Genomic DNA, 17,363 nt, shown 5'->3' with positions numbered 1-17,363 from the left:
TTTTGAATTGCGATGATAGTCTTAAATAACAGAACCCAATAATTAATCAATCTAATTCTCAGATTAAACAACCATTTGTTAACATATGTGACATTACAGGCTGGATAAAAACGCCATCGTGTCCACTCCATCGGCATAGTCATCCACCTTTGGACACTGGGCCTGTCCAAATGGAATGTAATTTTTACCCACTACACATTGAATTTTCTCCTTTTGATTGGCAAGAAACTCTTCAATATCAGCTGTAGAATTGAATCGAGAATAATAAAGAACCGAAATAGGCGAAACCAGATCAGGAGACTCTCTCAGCAGCACAAAACCATTGTCTAAATGAGGTTCGCGATTCACCAGATAGATCGATTTATTATAATCATAGTTATTTCGATACTTATGATGATCACCTACTGCCGCATAACCTTCCCAGGTATCCAGTAATCGAGATAAGTCAAAAGAGGATGGAATTAAAAGTTTAGATACATTTCTACAACCCAAACCAAAATACTTAAACACATCCTGGCCTAAAGCTTCTAACTCTTCTGGAGATTCCTCACCTGTCAGCACTGCCACAGAGGTTCTATTGGCGCGTATTACATTGGGTTTGTCCTTAAAGTAATGTTTGAAGTATCGAGCAGAATTGTCACTGCCAGTTGCTATATAAGCATCAGCTTCATTCAAACGTTCTACTATCGAATATCTTTCAACTATCCGACTATCGATATCTCCTAGCAGATTCAAAACATATTTCATCAGAAAGGTATCATCAGAACTTGGTTTGATCATCAAATGGTGACCGGACAGCAAGACTGTCATCACATCATGAAAACCCACCAAAGGAATATTGCCCGCTGCTATCACACCTATGCGCTTTGGGCTCACTTCTTTTAAATCATACTGCGACAGCCAGTTCTCCAATGAATCTTTCTTTAGAAACTCTCCTATCCCTTCTAGCGCCAGCTTCACACTTTCTTCTGTAAACCAGCTGTTCCCGTTATGGGCTAAAACAAATAGTTCCTGTTTCGCGTCGTTTGTCAGACTATTGAGTCTTTCTCCCAGTGCAACAAATAATTTAATCCTCTCCTCAACAAACATATATTTGGTATATCGTATAAGTAAACTAATGCCAGAAAATCTTTGGCAGGCAAAAATAAGGCTTATTTTTGCAGACTTAATTTTTAGCATAAATAAAGTAATATCAAATGGCAATTATTATTACCGATGAATGCATCAACTGCGGGGCTTGTGAACCGGAATGCCCAAACACCGCGATCTACGAAGGCGGAGTTGAGTGGGATTGGGCTGGTGGAACTAGTCTAACCGAAGTTGAGCTAGAAGACGGGACTCAGGTAGATGCCAATGAACCGCAAGAACCTGTGTCAGAAGATTTGTACTACATCGTTCCAGGAAAGTGCACCGAGTGCAACGGATTCCATGAGGAGCCACAGTGTGCAGCTGTCTGTCCGGTAGATTGCTGTGTGGATGACCCAGACTATGTAGAAGAAGAAGAAGAGCTACTGGCAAAGAAAGCCTGGCTTCACGACGAATAAATCATGAAAAGCTACGTTGATCGTAGCTTTTTTTATCTCCTCTCGACTCTCACTCTCCTATTATTATTAAAGATTAAAAAAATGGACATCACCAATATTGTCGGGATGATTGCAGCCTTGCTCACCACAATCTCATTTGTTCCCCAAGCGCTAAAAACCATAAGAACCAAACATACAGGAGATCTTTCCTTAAATATGTATATAGCGCTAAATACAGGAGTAGCCTTATGGTTCGTTTATGGACTCATTCAAAATGCCATGCCTATTATTCTTGCTAATAGCATTACTTTTTGCTTCACCTTTACCATACTGGTGATGATCATCAAGTACAGGGACAAACCTTCTGCCAAGTAAACTACATGGACAGGTCTACTGGTTCTATATGTATCAACACCTGACCAATCAAGGGCAAATCGCTTACTAATTGATCTTTGAGTTGATGAGCCAGATCATGTCCTTCTTTTACCGAAATAGAACCATCGACTAGCGCATGTAAATCGATGTGATAATTCATACCCACCTTCCTGACGAAGCATTTTTCTGTCCCTACTATCCCTTCTACTTTGACAGACACCATTCTTATATCCTGAATCAATTCATCGTGAATATGCTCATCCATAATTTCCGCCAATGCAGGTCTAAAAATTTTGTAGGCATTGTATAAGATAAAAGCTGATGCCAGAAGCGCTGCCCAATCATCCGCAGTCTCATAGCCTTTGCCCATAACCACAGCAGTCAATACTCCGATAAAGGCCGTTACTGAAGTGATCGCATCACTACGGTGGTGCCAGGCATCTGCCTCCAGAGCCGAGCTATTCAAGAGTTTACTCTTTCTCAACACAATTCTAAAGGATATTTCCTTCCAGGCGATCACCCCTAATAATACAATCAGAGTCCATGATTTGGGCACTTTGTGTGGCGTCATGATGTGCTGAATACTTTCATAACTGATGATACCAGCTGAAATGGCCAATGTGCCAACGACAATCATCGTGATCAGCGGCTCAGCCCTTCCATGACCATAGGGATGATTTTCGTCCGCAGGCTTTTGAGCGTAATTCAGTCCGATCATCACCAAAATAGAAGACAAAGCATCCACAGCCGATTCAATGGCATCTGCTATCAAAGCATAAGACATGCCTAAAAAACCTGCTAAGGCCTTGATAATAGCTAGAACCACGTGACTAGCTATGCTAAAAATACTCGTACGGAGTGCCGATGAAGATTCTTTAGAGTCCATTTTTAGAATAAAAAAGCTGTTCCATAAGAGTAGGTACAGGACAACCCTATCTTTTGAAACAGCTCATGAGCCTGCTGGTCCAACCAGAGGCTTCAAATCTTATTGATGTAGTTTTCTACGACTATATTATGCCAAGTGCTTTTTCACTACATCTACTAAGTCATCTGCAGTAAATGGCTTAACGATATAGTCAGACGCACCTAATTCAATCCCCTCGTTGATCACAGATTGCTGGCCCACCGCGCTCACCATAATCACTTTAGATTCCAAACCTTCATCCATCAATACTCTAAGGATATCAGTTCCAATCATATCTGGAAGGATATTATCCAAAGTAATCAAGTCTGGTTTTAGCTCCATTGCCAGGTCGATAGCAGTTTCTCCATTTGGAGCCTCCCCTACTATCTCGAACCCTTCGTTAGACAATGCATCTTTGATAAGCGTGCGCATGTACATAGAGTCGTCCACTACTAATATTCTCTTGCTCATAAGCTCAGTATTTAGTTATTTTCTTTTTGTAAATTCTTGTTTTAACATCGTAGGTATCAAAAATCTCCTTGCCTTTGTCTGGCATGATATCATAATACCCAATTACTAGAAAGCCTCCCTCGTTCAAGGATTCATTGAACAAGTTTAGCACTTTTATTTTCAAAGTTTCGTCAAAATATATCATAACATTTCGACAAAATATTATGTCAAATTTTTCGGGCATCGGATCCTGAACCAGGTTATGTTTTTTGAAGGTTATATGTTTAGTATAAGCTTCTTTGATAACCGCGTCTTTTTCCTGAAACTCAAAAAAATCGGCCATTTCTCTATTCGGGAAATATTCTAAAAATGGTTTTAGATATTGCTTCATTATCAAGAGTGAATAGACACCATTCCTTGCCTTGCTCATAGCAGCATCACTCAAGTCAGTTGCCAGCGATTTGGTTTTATATAGCATTCCCCGATCCTCTAAAACCATACTCATGGTATAAACCTCTTCGCCAGTAGAACATCCGGCATGCCATATTTTGATTTGGGACTTGTTCTTGAACTTGGCAAGAATGTTGTCTCGAATCATGATCCAGGCATCTGGATTTCTAAAAAGCTCGGTAAGGTTTACCAGTAAGTCATCTATTCCATCTAAAAAAAACTGTTTATCCTTCAAAATCTTTGACCAAAGCTCCAGCATAGATCCAATCTTATGCTTCATCATCAGTCTTACGATACTTCGTTTAAAGGATTTCTTCTCATAGTTGGTAAAGTCCAAACCATACCTATTCTTCATCGCTTGCATCAAAGCATTCAACTCCTCATCTGATATACTTTCTACCACGCGCTTTCAGTTAGATTAAAGTTTGTACTTATTGAACTATTAAAGAGAAACAAATTCTTTAGACTTCTCACTTTTCGAAAATTCAGTGATCAATTCCGCAAATCTATCTTGAAACAACCACACAAATTCACTGAATATATTCAATTCAGGAATATGGTAAATCGTTTTCAATACGATATTAGAATTGTGATCAACAGACTCAGCGTCGATATGGCCATTGGCCTCCGCAGCTTTCATAGTTGTGAGAATCGGAACATTCCCATAGACTTCCAAATTGAGATAGTTGGCCAACTGCGTCACTACAGAGCCTGCCACCATATTGTCAATCTCGGTCATAAATTCCAACTTCATCAATCTACTTTGGGAGTTGTTAGTCGTCATGATATCCTCTGGAAGGCATTTGGTCTGGATTTTTTGCACGTCTTCATCAGAGAAGATCAAATGGCAAAAACCCTTCAGGTCCCCTACTAGCTCAGTTTTGAGCAGGTAAAGTTTCTGGTCCTCCTTGGTAGTATACTGCGATACGCCATTGACGCTTGGCACGCCAAATTCTACGTTTTTCATCACCACCGGACTACCTACCATCATTTCTAAGGATAGCGCTCCCTTGGCAAGCCCAAACTTCATCAGCCTATCTGCTATGCCTTTTTCATTTTCAGTCAAATCGCTAAACATCCTGTTTATGGTTTTTGTAAAACATTATTTCATTGCTGCATTTTGAGCCATCGTTTTGTACAACAACTCAGTGATGGCTCCAACATCCACTATCAAGCAAACTTTACCATTCCCAAGAATAGTAGTTCCGCTCAATAGCTTCACCCGGTCAAGGGGACGAGCCAATGATTTTTCTAATATTTCCTTTTGCTGTAAAAGTTTGTCTACTACGAGTCCTACTAATTTACCCATATATGAAACAACAATCACATCCAATTCAACATTATCTTCTAATTGATCAAAAGTTCGATGCAAGGCACCTATCTCTGCCAAATCAGTTAATTTCTTTGCTTTTAAGAAGTCCTCGAGAAAGACTAACGAAATGGTATCTTCCAAATAATTGGTCATCAATCCATCTCCTATTTTATGTACTTCTTCCTTCTTGACCTTTACTACTGCATCGGTATAGGTCAATGGCACTGCATATTCGTGATGATCCACCTCGAACAACAGCGCTCCTTTTAGAGCCATGGAAGAAGGCAATATCAAGTTAATCGTAGAGCCTTTGCCTACCTCCGTTTTCACAGAAATCTGACCCCCAATAGACTCTGTCGCTTTCTTCACTACGTCCATCCCTACTCCTCGTCCAGAAATTTCCGTTACCTTCTCAGCATTAGAAAACCCTGGTTCGAAAATGTACATAATGATCTCAGTTTCTGACAGCTGTTCAGCCACTTCTTTAGAGACCAACCCTTTTTCTACTATCTTTTTCTTGATTATCTGAGCATCAACGCCATTCCCATCATCTGAAACCTCGATAACTACATTATCACGCTCATAGCGAGCATTGAGTGTAACTGTACCTGCAGGAGATTTCCCTCTGGATTTTCTTTTCTCTTCATTTTCGATACCATGACTCACCGCATTTCTTACCAGGTGAATCATAGAATCACTCATGATTTTTAGAATATTTCTATCAATCTCAACATCGGTACCTTTGATGACCAAATTCACCTTTTTCTTTTCGATGTGAGCGACATCTCTCACGATCCTGTGAAACTTATTGAACAGGAATCCAACTTGCACCATTCGCGCATTCATCACGCCATACTGCAAATCAGAGGAGATTCTTTGAAGACTTTCGAACTCAGATGATCTGGAACCATTGGTACTATTGATACTGATCAAGCGATCCCTCTCGATTATCAACTGCCCTACCAAATTCATCAATTCATCCATCTTTTTCACAGGAATCTGGATGACATCTGTGAAAGTAATACTAGGTTGATCATCTACCTCCTCAGTACTTTCATCAATTTCATTATCTTTATCCGATTCATCAGAAGAATCAGAAGACTCCATTGATCCAGATTCTTGTGCAGTAGAATGTTTCACTGGATCAGGAGCCTTCTTTTCTTCTTTATTTCCTTCGTCTGGAACTGCCGCTGGTGCTTGAGCAGCGTTCTTCAACACCACTCCCAACTTCGTTTTTATTCCCAGATAGCTTACCTTTTTATTGGACTTTAGTGCATCAATCAGCGCTCCCAATTTGTCATTGGCAGTAAACAGACTATCAAACAAATCATTATTGAGAAGAATATCACCACTTTTCACAGCGCCCATTACATCCTCCATGATATGGGAAAGCTTTGCAATGTCATCAAAACCCATACCCATCGCATTCCCTTTGATGGTATGCGTAATTCGGAATATGGAATCAATGGCAGATTGATTGCCATGATCCTTTTCGAGTTCGGTAAACAGCTTATTTAGCTCTTCAAAACTCTCAATCGCCTCTTGATGAAATAAATCTCGATATTGTTGTTCCTTCGAATCCAAGTCTTCTTCTGTTTATAAACTATTCACTAAAAACCCACCAATTTCTTTGATATCCACAGATCGATCAACTGCCTTGTACTCCACAGCTGCCTTTGGCATACCGTAGATCACACATGACTTTTCACTCTGCGCAATGGTAAATCCTCCATTGTTTTTAATTTCTTTCATTCCTAACATACCGTCTTTTCCCATACCTGTCAATACGACACCTATCGCCCTATCCTTGTAAGCTTCTGCCACAGACAACATCAGGGCATTGATGGACGGATTGTTATATTCTTTGAATATCTCGTCGGTAAATTCAATTACTATACTACCTCCTCGCTTCTTCTTCACGATCATGTTGCCTTCTCCCGGAGCGACAATAATCGAACCTGCTCTAGGCCTCATGTTTTCTCTTCCTACCTCTATCTGTAAGGGAGACATACTATTCAACCGCTTCACAAATGAGGGAATAAAGTTGGGTGGCATGTGTTGACAGATCAAAACAGGGACGTTCAAATTGCCTGGCAAAGAATTCACCACCTTCTCAATCGCACTCGGCCCACCTGTCGAAGCACCTATCACTATGACGTCATATTTTCTCTTCTCACTAAAGGTATGCTCATAGGTATTGACCTTGGCTTTTGGATCCGGAATCGCACGTGCATTGGCCCGGGTAGCACTCCTTATTTTCTGAATCAATTCCACCTCGATATTTCTGAGTTTGGAATTCCCTTTCTGAGGTTTGTTCAGATAATCAACCGCCCCCAAATCAAGAGCATCGAATATAGGTTGCAGGTTCGTATTACCTATTGAGCTAAGAATGATGATGGGAACAGGGCACTCTTCCATGATTCTCTTCACAGCATAAAGGCCATCATACTCTCCCATGTTCATATCGAGCAACAATACATCAGGCTTGATCTCCTTAACCTTTTCTGCAGCATCCTTTCCATCGATGGCAGTTCCCACTACCTCGATGCTTCCGCTTTCGGTCAATATATCTGAGATCAATAATCTCATAAAGCCTGAATCATCTGCTACTACTACTCGAATCTTACTCAATGTCTTTAATATTTACTTAGCCCAACAATGATTGGGAAATAATACTCACCTCGTCTTCTTGCACGAGTTCCACTATATCTATGAAGATGATCATATCTTCTTCTCCTTTAATGATTCCTTTGATGTATGTCTCATCCAGAGAGGTATTCCTCAACAATCCCGAAGAACTTACGATGTTGTCTCCGTTGACCTTTACAGTCAAAGGCACCTCATCCACTAATATACCCGCCTTGAATTCCTTGCTTTGAATCACCAAAACAAATTCTTTTAGGTTCTCACTGGTGTCCAGTCCAAACTTTTGGCCTAAGTCCAAGATCACCATCACGGTTCCCCTGACATTACTCACCCCTTTGATAAAACTTGGCGCATGTGGGATTTTGGATATTCGAGGAGTGGGCACCACCTCTTTGATTCTATCAATTTCGATGGCATACTTTTCATCTCCCATTTGGAAAACAATCAGCTGAATTTCCTTTCCTGCATAACCTTTAATCTCTTGATCAAATTTGGCCTTCAGCCTCTGCTTTTCCTGATACTCCTCCTCGGTCAAATATTTGACCGTTCCAATTTTCTTTCTAATTAATTCTCTATCCTGCTCATATTTTGCTGCCGGATAATACTCTTTCTCATAAGGCGATACTGCTGGTACTATCTCCGGTTCGTCATGCACTTCTTCTTCTACCACCTCTTCTGTTTTATTGGCCTCTTCTTCAGCTTTAATCCTATCCGCTTCTGCCACAGCAAGTGCAGCCAATTGACCAGGAGTCATCTGAGGTTCTTCTTTTGTTTGTTGCTCTTGTGCAACCTCCTTAGGAGCTACTTTAGTCTCTTCACTTACCTTTTTAGGAGCAGTTTTCTTAGAAGCTACTTTTTTCTTGGCTTTTGGTTTTGGAGCAGCTTTAGCTTTTGCAGCTACTTTTTTGGTAGTTGTTTCCTTTTTGGCCTTAGGTTTTGACTTAGCTTTAGCTTCTGTCTTTTTCTTAGCCACAGATTCTTTTTTCTCTTCCTTCTTTTCAGATGGAATCAAAGTGTCTTTCTTCAAATTCTTTCCTAGTGGCATAACGCTAATTCTTTGTTAAGCTTAAAATCTCTTTAGCGAAGGCTTTATAATCCACCGCTCCATTGGAACTCGGCGCATAACTCAACACACTCTCCCCAAAAGATGGAGCTTCGCTTACCCGCACATTACTTCTGATCTTACTTTTGAAAATATTGAGATCATAATTTTCCTCAATAAACTCATGTATCTCTCTGCTCAGATTCCTTCTACTATCTACCATCACAGGCAACAGTCCCAAAATCTGTATCTCATCATTCAATACCTCTTTGATTCGGTTGATATTATTGACTATTTGATCCAAACCTTGCAAACTCAAAACTTCCATTTGCAATGGGACAATCACTCTATCAGTAGCCGTCAGGGCATTTACAGTCAACAAGGATAAAGAGGGAGGACAATCAATGATCACATAATCATAATTATCCTTGATGCTCTTGATCTGCTTCTTGAGTATAGATTCTCTAGAATCAGCACTGGCAATATTGATCTCTACATCTGATAATCTCATGTCTGAAGGAGCAATATCTACCCCCTCCTTGTCCACCAAAACATCTGAAAGATTTGCTTCCCCCATCATGACCTCTGCCATGGTCGTTTCAGGATCACTAATTCCCATCCAGTAACTCAGGTTTCCCTGTGGATCCAGGTCTAACATCAACACCTTCTTCTTCTTAAGAGCGAGTGCACACCCTAAGTTGACCGAAGTAGTGGTCTTTCCTGTTCCTCCTTTTTGATTTATAACTGTGATTACCATAAGGTTGATCTTCTATTCTTAGTCTTCTTTATCAATATTATCCGTAATATCTCTGGAAATACCCATTGTACCGATGATGTTTCCATCCTTGTCTTTCAATGGCATTTTGGTATTTGATACCACTCTGACACTACCGTCAGGGTTCTTCTCTTCAGAGATGACATTCATACTTGGCTTACCACTTTTGATAATTGCCTGCTCTCCTTCATAGGCCTCCTGAGCATTGTCAGAGAAGTCAAAATCCGATTTACCAATAATTTCTTGTGCGTCATTCAGTCCAAAATACTGAGCGACCGATTTACTCGCCCTGATAAATTTGCTGTTCAAATCTTTGAAGTAAATGGCATCAGGCATATAATCTAAAAGAGCATCAAGCAGAGATTTTTCCTTTTGGTATGCCAGCTCCTTCATTTTCAATTCTTCAGCGATTTCGGCAGATTTAATCTCTGACTCTTTTAAGTCCGTGACGTCTCTGGTAATACCAAACGTACCCACAATGTTGCCATCGAGATCATAAAGAGGCATTTTGGTGGTAGAACCATAAGCAATTTCACCATCCTGCAAGTCTTCTCTCTGAATTTGATTCAATAAAGGCTGACCTGTTTTAATGATATTCTGCTCATCATTATAGGCTTGCTTCGCATGCTCACCAAAGAAATCAAAGTCACTCTTTCCAACCAATTTGGCTGGATCATCAAATCCAAACTGCTCGGCATGAGAAACAGAATTTCTCAAGAATTTACTATCTAAATCTTTAAAGTAAATTCTATCTGGCATGTAATTCAAGAGTGCGTCTAGTAGGTATTTCTCCTTTTCATAGGCCTCCTTCATTTTGAAAATGGCAGTGTTTTCAGACGCGGTTCCCGACAGTTTCACCATGCTGATTCCTTCCTTCAGGGTTTCAGCAATCTCTGCGAGTTTTTGAGACTTTTCGTTGTAAGTCTCCATACCAGAAGAAAGCTCTGTGGCTGAACTAGCCACCTCTTCGGTTCCTGCCGCCGTTTGCTCAGCTATCACTACCACTCCTTCGATAATCGACACTACATTGTTGATTCCTTCTGTTTGCTCCTTGGCCGAATTCAGAATTTCTTCTGAATAGCTCAGTGTTTCATTAGAGGAGTTCAAGATATGCGTAAATACCTCCGCAGCTTCTTTACTCGTCTCTTCCCCACTTTTCACACTTGCCATCATGACATCAATGACTTTGGTAGCCTCCAGGGTATCCGATTGCACGTCATTGATCAAAGTCTCAATTTCTTGTGCTGATTTGCGCGAATCCTCCGCCAATTTTCTAATTTCCTCAGCTACTACTGCGAACCCGCGACCTGCATCTCCTGCCTGTGCAGCTTCAATCGCTGCATTCAGTGCTAAAAGGTTAGTCTGAGAGGCAATATCTGTAATCACGCCCAACACTCTGGCTATCTCTTTTGAACGTTCTGCCAGGACATTGATCGAATCATTGGTTTGACTCGAGAAAGCAGAGATGTCTCCCATATTGAACATGACCTTATTAATCATATCCTTCCCTTTCTCACTACTTTCCAAACCAAGTTTAGCCACAGAGTTAATGGTCTCTGCTTTCTGGCCCATCTCATTGGATGAAGCCAAAATCGTCTCAATGAGATTGGATGATTCGTCTACCTTAGATACCTGAGTTTGAGCGCCATGACTCATTTGAGAAATCGCTGAGGCAATCTCTCTGGTATTGGTACTCATTTCCTCACTAGAGGACAACATCTCAATCGATGACTCATCGACAAACATGGCACTTTGAGAAATCTGATGTATCAATCCATCAATGTTTTCCAATGCCAAATTAAGGTTTTGAGACATCTTCTTGATATCGCCAGCCGCTGCATCAGTATAGCGCATAGTGAGATCACCCGTCGACATGGCCTGCATGATTCTATTAAAACGCATCATCGGCTTGTAGAAAGATTCTATCAAATTGTTAATTCTTTCACCCAAACCTAACCAGGCTCCTACTTTGTCATCTGTATATATTCTAGAAGACAGCTTTCCTTCTTCACCCGCTTCTACAATTACATTGCTGATATCATCCAGAGCCACTTTCAAATTACGACGCATGGTCAATAAGGCATGACCTAACTGATCTCCCTCACTTGAAGCGGAAAATTCTGTATCCAGATTCCCTTCACCTATCAGTGTAGCGAACTCAGTTTTTGCTTTCATGTCATCGATAACCTTACTGAGTAAGGTCTGCATCTGACTGAGTTCATTATTCTTATTATCAACCTCTAACTCAGTGTTATCCAACTTACCTTTTGAAAGGTTCGCTAATGCGCGGTGGGTTCTCTCTATGGCAACCGTAATCTGATTAGAATAGCTGTAGACAATGTAAGTAAGCAATATCAAGCCTATCACTCCTACAATCACCGTGTTGATCAAGGTAGAAACAAAAGAAGCGGTAATCGCGCTGTAGGGTACAACCGTAGCTACCAGCCAGGGTTCTTCAGACCTACCAATGTAAATAGGCGAAAGCGCCACATATACCTTATCACCCAATACTTCGTCATATACGGTAAAGGGCGTAAAATCTCCCCCAACAACCCGGTCCATGATACTGACATCAAGGGAGTTGTTCAATTTTAAATCATTGACACTGGTATTGATCAATTCCTCATTCGGGTGAGAGACCAAAGTCCCATCATAGGCAGCCAAAAAAGCATAAGCATTCTCGAAGTTATCGAACTCCGCCATTTCTTTGAATTGTGCCAATGACATATCAGAACCTATCATCCCCAGATACCTACCATTGTCATCCAAAATCGGAACTATAGGAGAAGTACCAAGAATGACTTTCGTAGAGTTCAAATCATAGTCATCATAGGTATAGGGAGGTGAAATATTTTCCTTCTTATCCAACTTGGTTTGGAGGTAAAGACTCCCCTCTACATCACCATCTAAATTGAGTAGTGAAATGGTCGTTTTCCTTTGACCATTTTCCATGTAGCAGGTGGTTCGTTCACGCCCATACCCCTTTTCCCAGGTAGAATCAATCGCATACAATTCCCAACTCATCCAGGTTGATTCATATATTGGATATTGCTCCAGGATATTGAACATTAGGGTTTCCTGTAGTTCTTTTCTTTCTTCAGCCGGTTTATCTACATAAGATTTGACTATAGCAGCCATCGAACGGATAGAGGACATCACATCATCGAGCTGCGCTTTGATCTCATTGGACTTTTCGCTTGCTACCGAATTGACCAATTGCTCAGCATCTTGAATGGATTTCTGCCGCATATTGTAACCTGCATAGGTGAGTGCCACTGCATAAATCAGTACAGCTACTCCAAGCACGAGGAAAATCATCTTTCCTCTAATATTCATATCTCTTAACATATGCTACTATTAATTCTCTCCTATATTCTCATTTTGCATGATGTCCAACATATCGACCCATACCACTATTTTTTGTCCCTTTCTGATGATCCCTTTTACATAGTTCAAACCTAAAGTGGACTGATTGATGATGTTATTGGCCTGAAGAATTTCACTTTTCTTTACCAACATCGTATTTGGAACAGATTTAACGTTGATGGCAAATCGAAGCTCCTCACTTTTCATCACCAAAACAAACCTTCCATCTACTTCATCAGGCGTCAAGCCAAAACGAACCGCTAAGTCCACAATCGCCAAAACATTCCCTCTCACGTTCGACACACCCATGATGTATGGAGGCACCTGAGGGATGGGGGCAATAGATGGACAAGGCACTACTTCCTTGATCTGATCGATAGCAACGGCATACTCTTCATTTCCGACAGCAAAAGCCACCAACATGATTGTTTCTTCATGTTCCTTGTTCTCTCCACTTTCTTCTTGAATCTTATTAATCTCTTTGACCGCCTGTGCCGTCTCATTGATCAATTTCAATCTTTCTTCTTCAGAAAGTTTCGACTTATCTAGTGACTGAGTATCCTTATTCGTAGTTGTATCCTCGCTCATTCGCTTTCTTATTCTATCTTAAAACTTAAGACCAATCACACTGCTGTATCCATAGTCTTTAAACATTTTGGACTGCATACCAAATGGTAATTTGTACACTTCACCCAACAGCATTTTTAGTGCTTCAGTATCTTCCTTTTTGTCGTTGGTTTCTTCAATCACATTGAAAGGAACCATATAAAGTGCATTGGCATCCCCTGCACCAATGACATTGATATCATACTCTATGGTTTTACCAGGAACCATCACTTCCTGATTTCCCATCAGCACTTTGAACTCATTATTTTCGTTGAGAAAAAACAGATCATGATGTGCTCCTGAATGAGCCACTTTATCTGTATTCTTATCGTAAACAAGAACTGCAATTTCCAGGGGACAAGTATTCTCCTTGTTCTTACCCACAAAACGTGTAAGCACTTTGTGCGACAAGTTTTTTATAATTTCATCAGTCTCTGTACAATGCTCTTTATACACTATCTCATTGAGCATAGCGCTTACAAATGAATTCAGAGACAAAGATTCTCTCACATGGGTATTAGAATGATAAGAAGCAATAACCACTCTATCATCTACTTCTCCAAACCAATAGCCATTTTTGTTTACAATATTTTTATCATATATGATGAATGCGTCATCGGTAAACAACTTGATTTCTTGCTGCATTGGCAACATGGAATCTTTCAAGTTGAGTAGATAGTTGATGCCACTATCCATAAATTCCGATCGCTTAGACTTGGCATCTTTCACCAAATCGTTGATCTCAGCCTTCAGCTGTTTAGAATCACCTTCTACCAAAGACATGGTAGATTCCAGCAAATCCACTTCCTCTTGAGGGACAGGCTTTGATTTTTTTTCAGATGCAGCCTTTACTTGTTTCTTCTTCTGAAGCGCCTGAGCTCTTTTCTCCAGGGCCTCATCAAACTCCGTTTTCAAGCGAGTCGGATCCCATGGCTTTTTCAGGAACTTATGCAGCCCCACTTTTTCTTTTACATCGCTGATATCCTGCTCATCACTAAAGCCTGTCATGATCATTCTAATAATATCAGGATATTGCGGGACAATTTTCATCAGCAGCTCCGAACCATTCATGCGTGGCATGCATTGGTCTGTCATGATGAGATCTACCGAATTAGAGGCTAGTAGATTTTGAGCCTCAAATGCGTCAATGGCAGTAATGACATTGTAGAACTTATTGAAGTTACGATTAAAGACTCGAAGATTTACCTCTTCGTCATCCACATACAAAATCGTATACTTCTTAGCTACATCATTTTTATAAGATCTGTTTAATAAATCTGCCACTGGTCTTTTTGTTTATATAAATTTCTTTGATTCGCGAGGTTGCTTTTTCAATTTGATTTGCTTTGGCAAGGTCACAGTAAATATGGTCCCCTTTCCTATTGTACTGTCCACAGTGATAGTTCCACCATGCTTATCGATAATACTATAAGTAATGGATAGACCCAATCCTGTTCCTTTTCCTACTGGTTTTGTTGTGAAGAATGGATCAAAAATCTTCTTACGAACCTCCTCTGGAATCCCCTTACCGTCATCCTGGATCTGAATCTGAACATGATCTTTATCCTGATCTATGGTTCTAATGGTAATAGTCCCTTTAAAATCAATCGCATCAGCGGCATTACCAATTAAGTTAACCAAAGCCTGATTCAGCTGACCTGGCAAACATTTGATAGCCTTTAGGCCGTGATCGAAATCCTTAAGAATTTTGGCTTTCTTCTTATACTTCGGCTTCAAGATCAATAGTGCATTATCGATAATAGTAGCCACTTCTGCTTCTTTTACCTCATGCTCATCTTGTCTAGAGAAGATTCTCAAGCCATTGACAATTTCTGTGATACGATTGGTACCATAGCTTACATCATCAATAGATTCTTCAGTAAGAGACCTTAACTCTTCGTACTCTTGATCATCCTCACGGATTGACTTGTAGAGTTTCTTCACCTCCTCTATTGTTTCTTGTTCACAAACGGTTCGATAGTTCTGGATAAAGAGCTGATATTTTTCAAAATTCTCTTTGATTGAATTGACACCATTTGATACAAAGTTGACCGGATTGTTGATCTCGTGAGCGATACCAGCAGTCAACTGACCCAGAGAAGCCATCTTTTCTGAATGTAGCACCATAGCCTGAGCATCTTCCAGCTTATCATAGATTTGCTCAATCTCAGTATTCTTTCCTTCTTTCTGCTTTTCACCCAACTTGGTTTTCATCTCAGCATTTTGAGCCACCACTTTGTCGTAGGCATCTTTGAAAACCTTTTTGATCTCCTTGTTTTTAGCGCTTAGAGCAGTCAGTTTTTGATAAAGTCCCTGACCTTGTACTCTGCTATCTTTCAGTTCTTCATTTAACTGATTGATCTGATGCTGGTATTGCTTCCTAAGGGATTGAGTTTGATCAGCTACTTCTTTCAGTTTGCTGATTTTCATAAAGGCGAAAATCCCCCCTGCTACCAAAAGTACCAGAAAGACTATCATCAATATGAGATACAAACTCGCAGAGGACGCATCGCTCTGCAGCTGGTCAAGTTCTTCTTTAGAAATGGATTGCGCAACTGCCTGTGTAGACAGCAATGCAACGAATAAAGCTAATGTTAGGTAATTCTTACTCTTCACAATATTTTTCTTTTCTTAAATATAGCAGCAGAAAGAAAAATATTCACCTTTAATTCAAAGATTAGCTCGCTTGCCTTAAAGATTCTTTGATTTTGAACACTCCAATAAAATTAAAAGGGTGCTGATAGTGCTGACTGATCTCCTTTCCAGTCTCGAGAATTTTTTCATTGTTCTTCTCATAATACCAATTGAAGATCAATTCACGATTCTCGTTCTGAAGGGAAATCAACTTCTTGACAAGAATATAAATATAGGTGGTAGACCCAGTCATATTCTTTAATCCAAAATTGACCACAATTTCTTTGTTGTTAACCGCCTCAAATTCGTGTAAGAGACTAAAAATATGCCCATAAAAACTCAATGGGTCATCGGGGGTAGACACTCCCGTAATCTCTAGTAAACCTTTTGCCGGGCTAAACTCTATCGAGGGAGTCGATCCTGTAGCTCTAATGTAATATCCATCCATAGCCTAGTCGGGTTTGTAGGCCTTTGCCTACGGTGAAACATTCTTTTCTACTGCTATTACAAATGTAGAAAAGTATAGTCCTGGATACAACTGGCTTTTTTACCTATTTTTCGATTAGGAGAATCTCGTAAACCTCGTTTTTGAGCAAAAAACCTAATTAAAGATTTAAAAATCCTTCACCGATTCTTTTAAGATCCTGATGGTCAGGATAAAGAAGCAATGATCTGGACTCAAAGGCTCGAAATAGTACTCATACTCGGTACCTGTTTTTTTCTTGATATCTATAAAACCCAATCCGGCACCCCCTACATCTGAGATACTACCCTCCATCATGGCTTGCTTGTGCATTTCTCTCAAACCATCCTTATCAAGAGCATTGATCTTATCCAAAGTATCTCTCAGGTGCATGGTGTTTTGAGTAGTAATCTGGTTACCTGTAGTTACATAGTACTCCTCTTCATTGTGACCAATCAAGAAAATACCATCCTTGGCCAAACCATCTTCCAGACTATTAGAAGCATATTCTGCGGTACTATCTGCGTGCTTACAGATATTTTGAAGTGCCTCGATCATCACATGATAAACGCGCTTAGTAGTTTGCTTGCTCTCCTGGCGCTCTATCATACTTTCTTCCATCATGTCGGTGATACCATCAATGGTCGACTGAGTTACTTTACCCAGATATACGATATTGGCATCAGACTCCTTCATCAAATCACTAAAAGCGATGATATTCTTAAGATGTATTAACTGATTTGCCTGTTTGCTTCTAACTCTTCTTTTTTTCATGACCGAATGCAATGATTCTAATTGGAACTCAATATTAAAATAA

The 17,363-nt window shown here is 40.2% G+C and carries 17 protein-coding genes; 2 read left to right on the top strand and 15 right to left on the bottom strand.

Annotation, left to right across the window (positions count from 1 at the left end; translation table 11 throughout):
* Window positions 1-93 precede the first annotated feature (93 nt).
* Window positions 94-1,089, bottom strand: coding sequence for an acyl-CoA reductase (locus N7U62_RS03165; RefSeq protein WP_264136428.1), 996 nt, complete (start codon window positions 1,087-1,089; stop codon window positions 94-96).
* Window positions 1,090-1,196: 107 nt separating this feature from the next.
* On the opposite strand from N7U62_RS03165, the gene N7U62_RS03160 reads away from it, so the two are divergent.
* Window positions 1,197-1,544, top strand: coding sequence for a 4Fe-4S dicluster domain-containing protein (locus N7U62_RS03160; RefSeq protein WP_264136427.1), 348 nt, complete (start codon window positions 1,197-1,199; stop codon window positions 1,542-1,544).
* An 81-nt stretch (window positions 1,545-1,625) separates the two neighbouring features.
* Window positions 1,626-1,898 carry a SemiSWEET family sugar transporter gene (locus N7U62_RS03155; protein ID WP_264136426.1) on the top strand — a complete coding sequence of 91 codons (273 nt, stop codon included), beginning with the start codon at window positions 1,626-1,628 and terminating at the stop codon, window positions 1,896-1,898.
* Window position 1,899: 1 nt separating this feature from the next.
* On the opposite strand, the gene N7U62_RS03150 is transcribed toward N7U62_RS03155, so the two are convergent.
* From N7U62_RS03150 to N7U62_RS03085, 14 genes are all read right to left on the bottom strand, one after another.
* Window positions 1,900-2,784, bottom strand: coding sequence for a cation diffusion facilitator family transporter (locus N7U62_RS03150; protein ID WP_264136425.1), 885 nt, complete (start codon window positions 2,782-2,784; stop codon window positions 1,900-1,902).
* A gap of 126 nt (window positions 2,785-2,910) precedes the next feature.
* Window positions 2,911-3,273: a response regulator gene (locus N7U62_RS03145; RefSeq protein WP_264136424.1), complete on the bottom strand. Its 363-nt coding sequence runs from the start codon at window positions 3,271-3,273 to the stop codon at window positions 2,911-2,913.
* Window positions 3,274-3,277: 4 nt separating this feature from the next.
* Entirely contained in the window at window positions 3,278-4,105 is an 828-nt protein-coding gene (locus N7U62_RS03140; RefSeq protein ID WP_264136423.1) for a CheR family methyltransferase, read from the bottom strand.
* Between the two features lie 39 nt (window positions 4,106-4,144).
* Entirely contained in the window at window positions 4,145-4,780 is a 636-nt protein-coding gene (locus N7U62_RS03135; protein WP_264136422.1) for a chemotaxis protein CheC, read from the bottom strand.
* Window positions 4,781-4,804: 24 nt separating this feature from the next.
* Complete coding sequence (locus tag N7U62_RS03130; RefSeq protein ID WP_264136421.1) at window positions 4,805-6,598, bottom strand: chemotaxis protein CheA; 1,794 nt, start codon at window positions 6,596-6,598, stop codon at window positions 4,805-4,807.
* A 12-nt stretch (window positions 6,599-6,610) separates the two neighbouring features.
* Window positions 6,611-7,645, bottom strand: a complete 1,035-nt coding sequence (gene cheB / locus N7U62_RS03125; protein ID WP_264136420.1) for a chemotaxis-specific protein-glutamate methyltransferase CheB — start codon at window positions 7,643-7,645, stop codon at window positions 6,611-6,613.
* A 16-nt stretch (window positions 7,646-7,661) separates the two neighbouring features.
* Entirely contained in the window at window positions 7,662-8,705 is a 1,044-nt protein-coding gene (locus tag N7U62_RS03120; protein WP_264136419.1) for a chemotaxis protein CheW, read from the bottom strand.
* Window positions 8,706-8,709: 4 nt separating this feature from the next.
* On the bottom strand, window positions 8,710-9,459 hold the full coding sequence (locus N7U62_RS03115) for a ParA family protein (protein WP_264136418.1): 750 nt from the start codon (window positions 9,457-9,459) through the stop codon (window positions 8,710-8,712).
* A gap of 18 nt (window positions 9,460-9,477) precedes the next feature.
* Complete coding sequence (locus tag N7U62_RS03110) at window positions 9,478-12,825, bottom strand: methyl-accepting chemotaxis protein (RefSeq protein ID WP_264136417.1); 3,348 nt, start codon at window positions 12,823-12,825, stop codon at window positions 9,478-9,480.
* Window positions 12,826-12,834: 9 nt separating this feature from the next.
* Entirely contained in the window at window positions 12,835-13,431 is a 597-nt protein-coding gene (locus tag N7U62_RS03105) for a chemotaxis protein CheW (RefSeq protein WP_264136416.1), read from the bottom strand.
* Window positions 13,432-13,449: 18 nt separating this feature from the next.
* Entirely contained in the window at window positions 13,450-14,733 is a 1,284-nt protein-coding gene (locus tag N7U62_RS03100) for a response regulator (protein ID WP_264136415.1), read from the bottom strand.
* A gap of 12 nt (window positions 14,734-14,745) precedes the next feature.
* Window positions 14,746-16,065, bottom strand: a complete 1,320-nt coding sequence (locus N7U62_RS03095; RefSeq protein ID WP_264136414.1) for a sensor histidine kinase — start codon at window positions 16,063-16,065, stop codon at window positions 14,746-14,748.
* A gap of 61 nt (window positions 16,066-16,126) precedes the next feature.
* Entirely contained in the window at window positions 16,127-16,531 is a 405-nt protein-coding gene (locus tag N7U62_RS03090) for a DUF1987 domain-containing protein (protein ID WP_264136413.1), read from the bottom strand.
* Between the two features lie 165 nt (window positions 16,532-16,696).
* Window positions 16,697-17,320 carry a SiaB family protein kinase gene (locus tag N7U62_RS03085; RefSeq protein WP_264136412.1) on the bottom strand — a complete coding sequence of 208 codons (624 nt, stop codon included), beginning with the start codon at window positions 17,318-17,320 and terminating at the stop codon, window positions 16,697-16,699.
* Window positions 17,321-17,363 lie beyond the last annotated feature (43 nt).

The organism is Reichenbachiella ulvae (genome assembly GCF_025833875.1).
GTDB classification, from domain to species: Bacteria; Bacteroidota; Bacteroidia; order Cytophagales; family Cyclobacteriaceae; genus Reichenbachiella; species Reichenbachiella ulvae.
The sequence above is the reverse complement of the archived record's forward strand: the minus strand, read 5'-3'. Positions and strand labels throughout refer to the sequence as shown.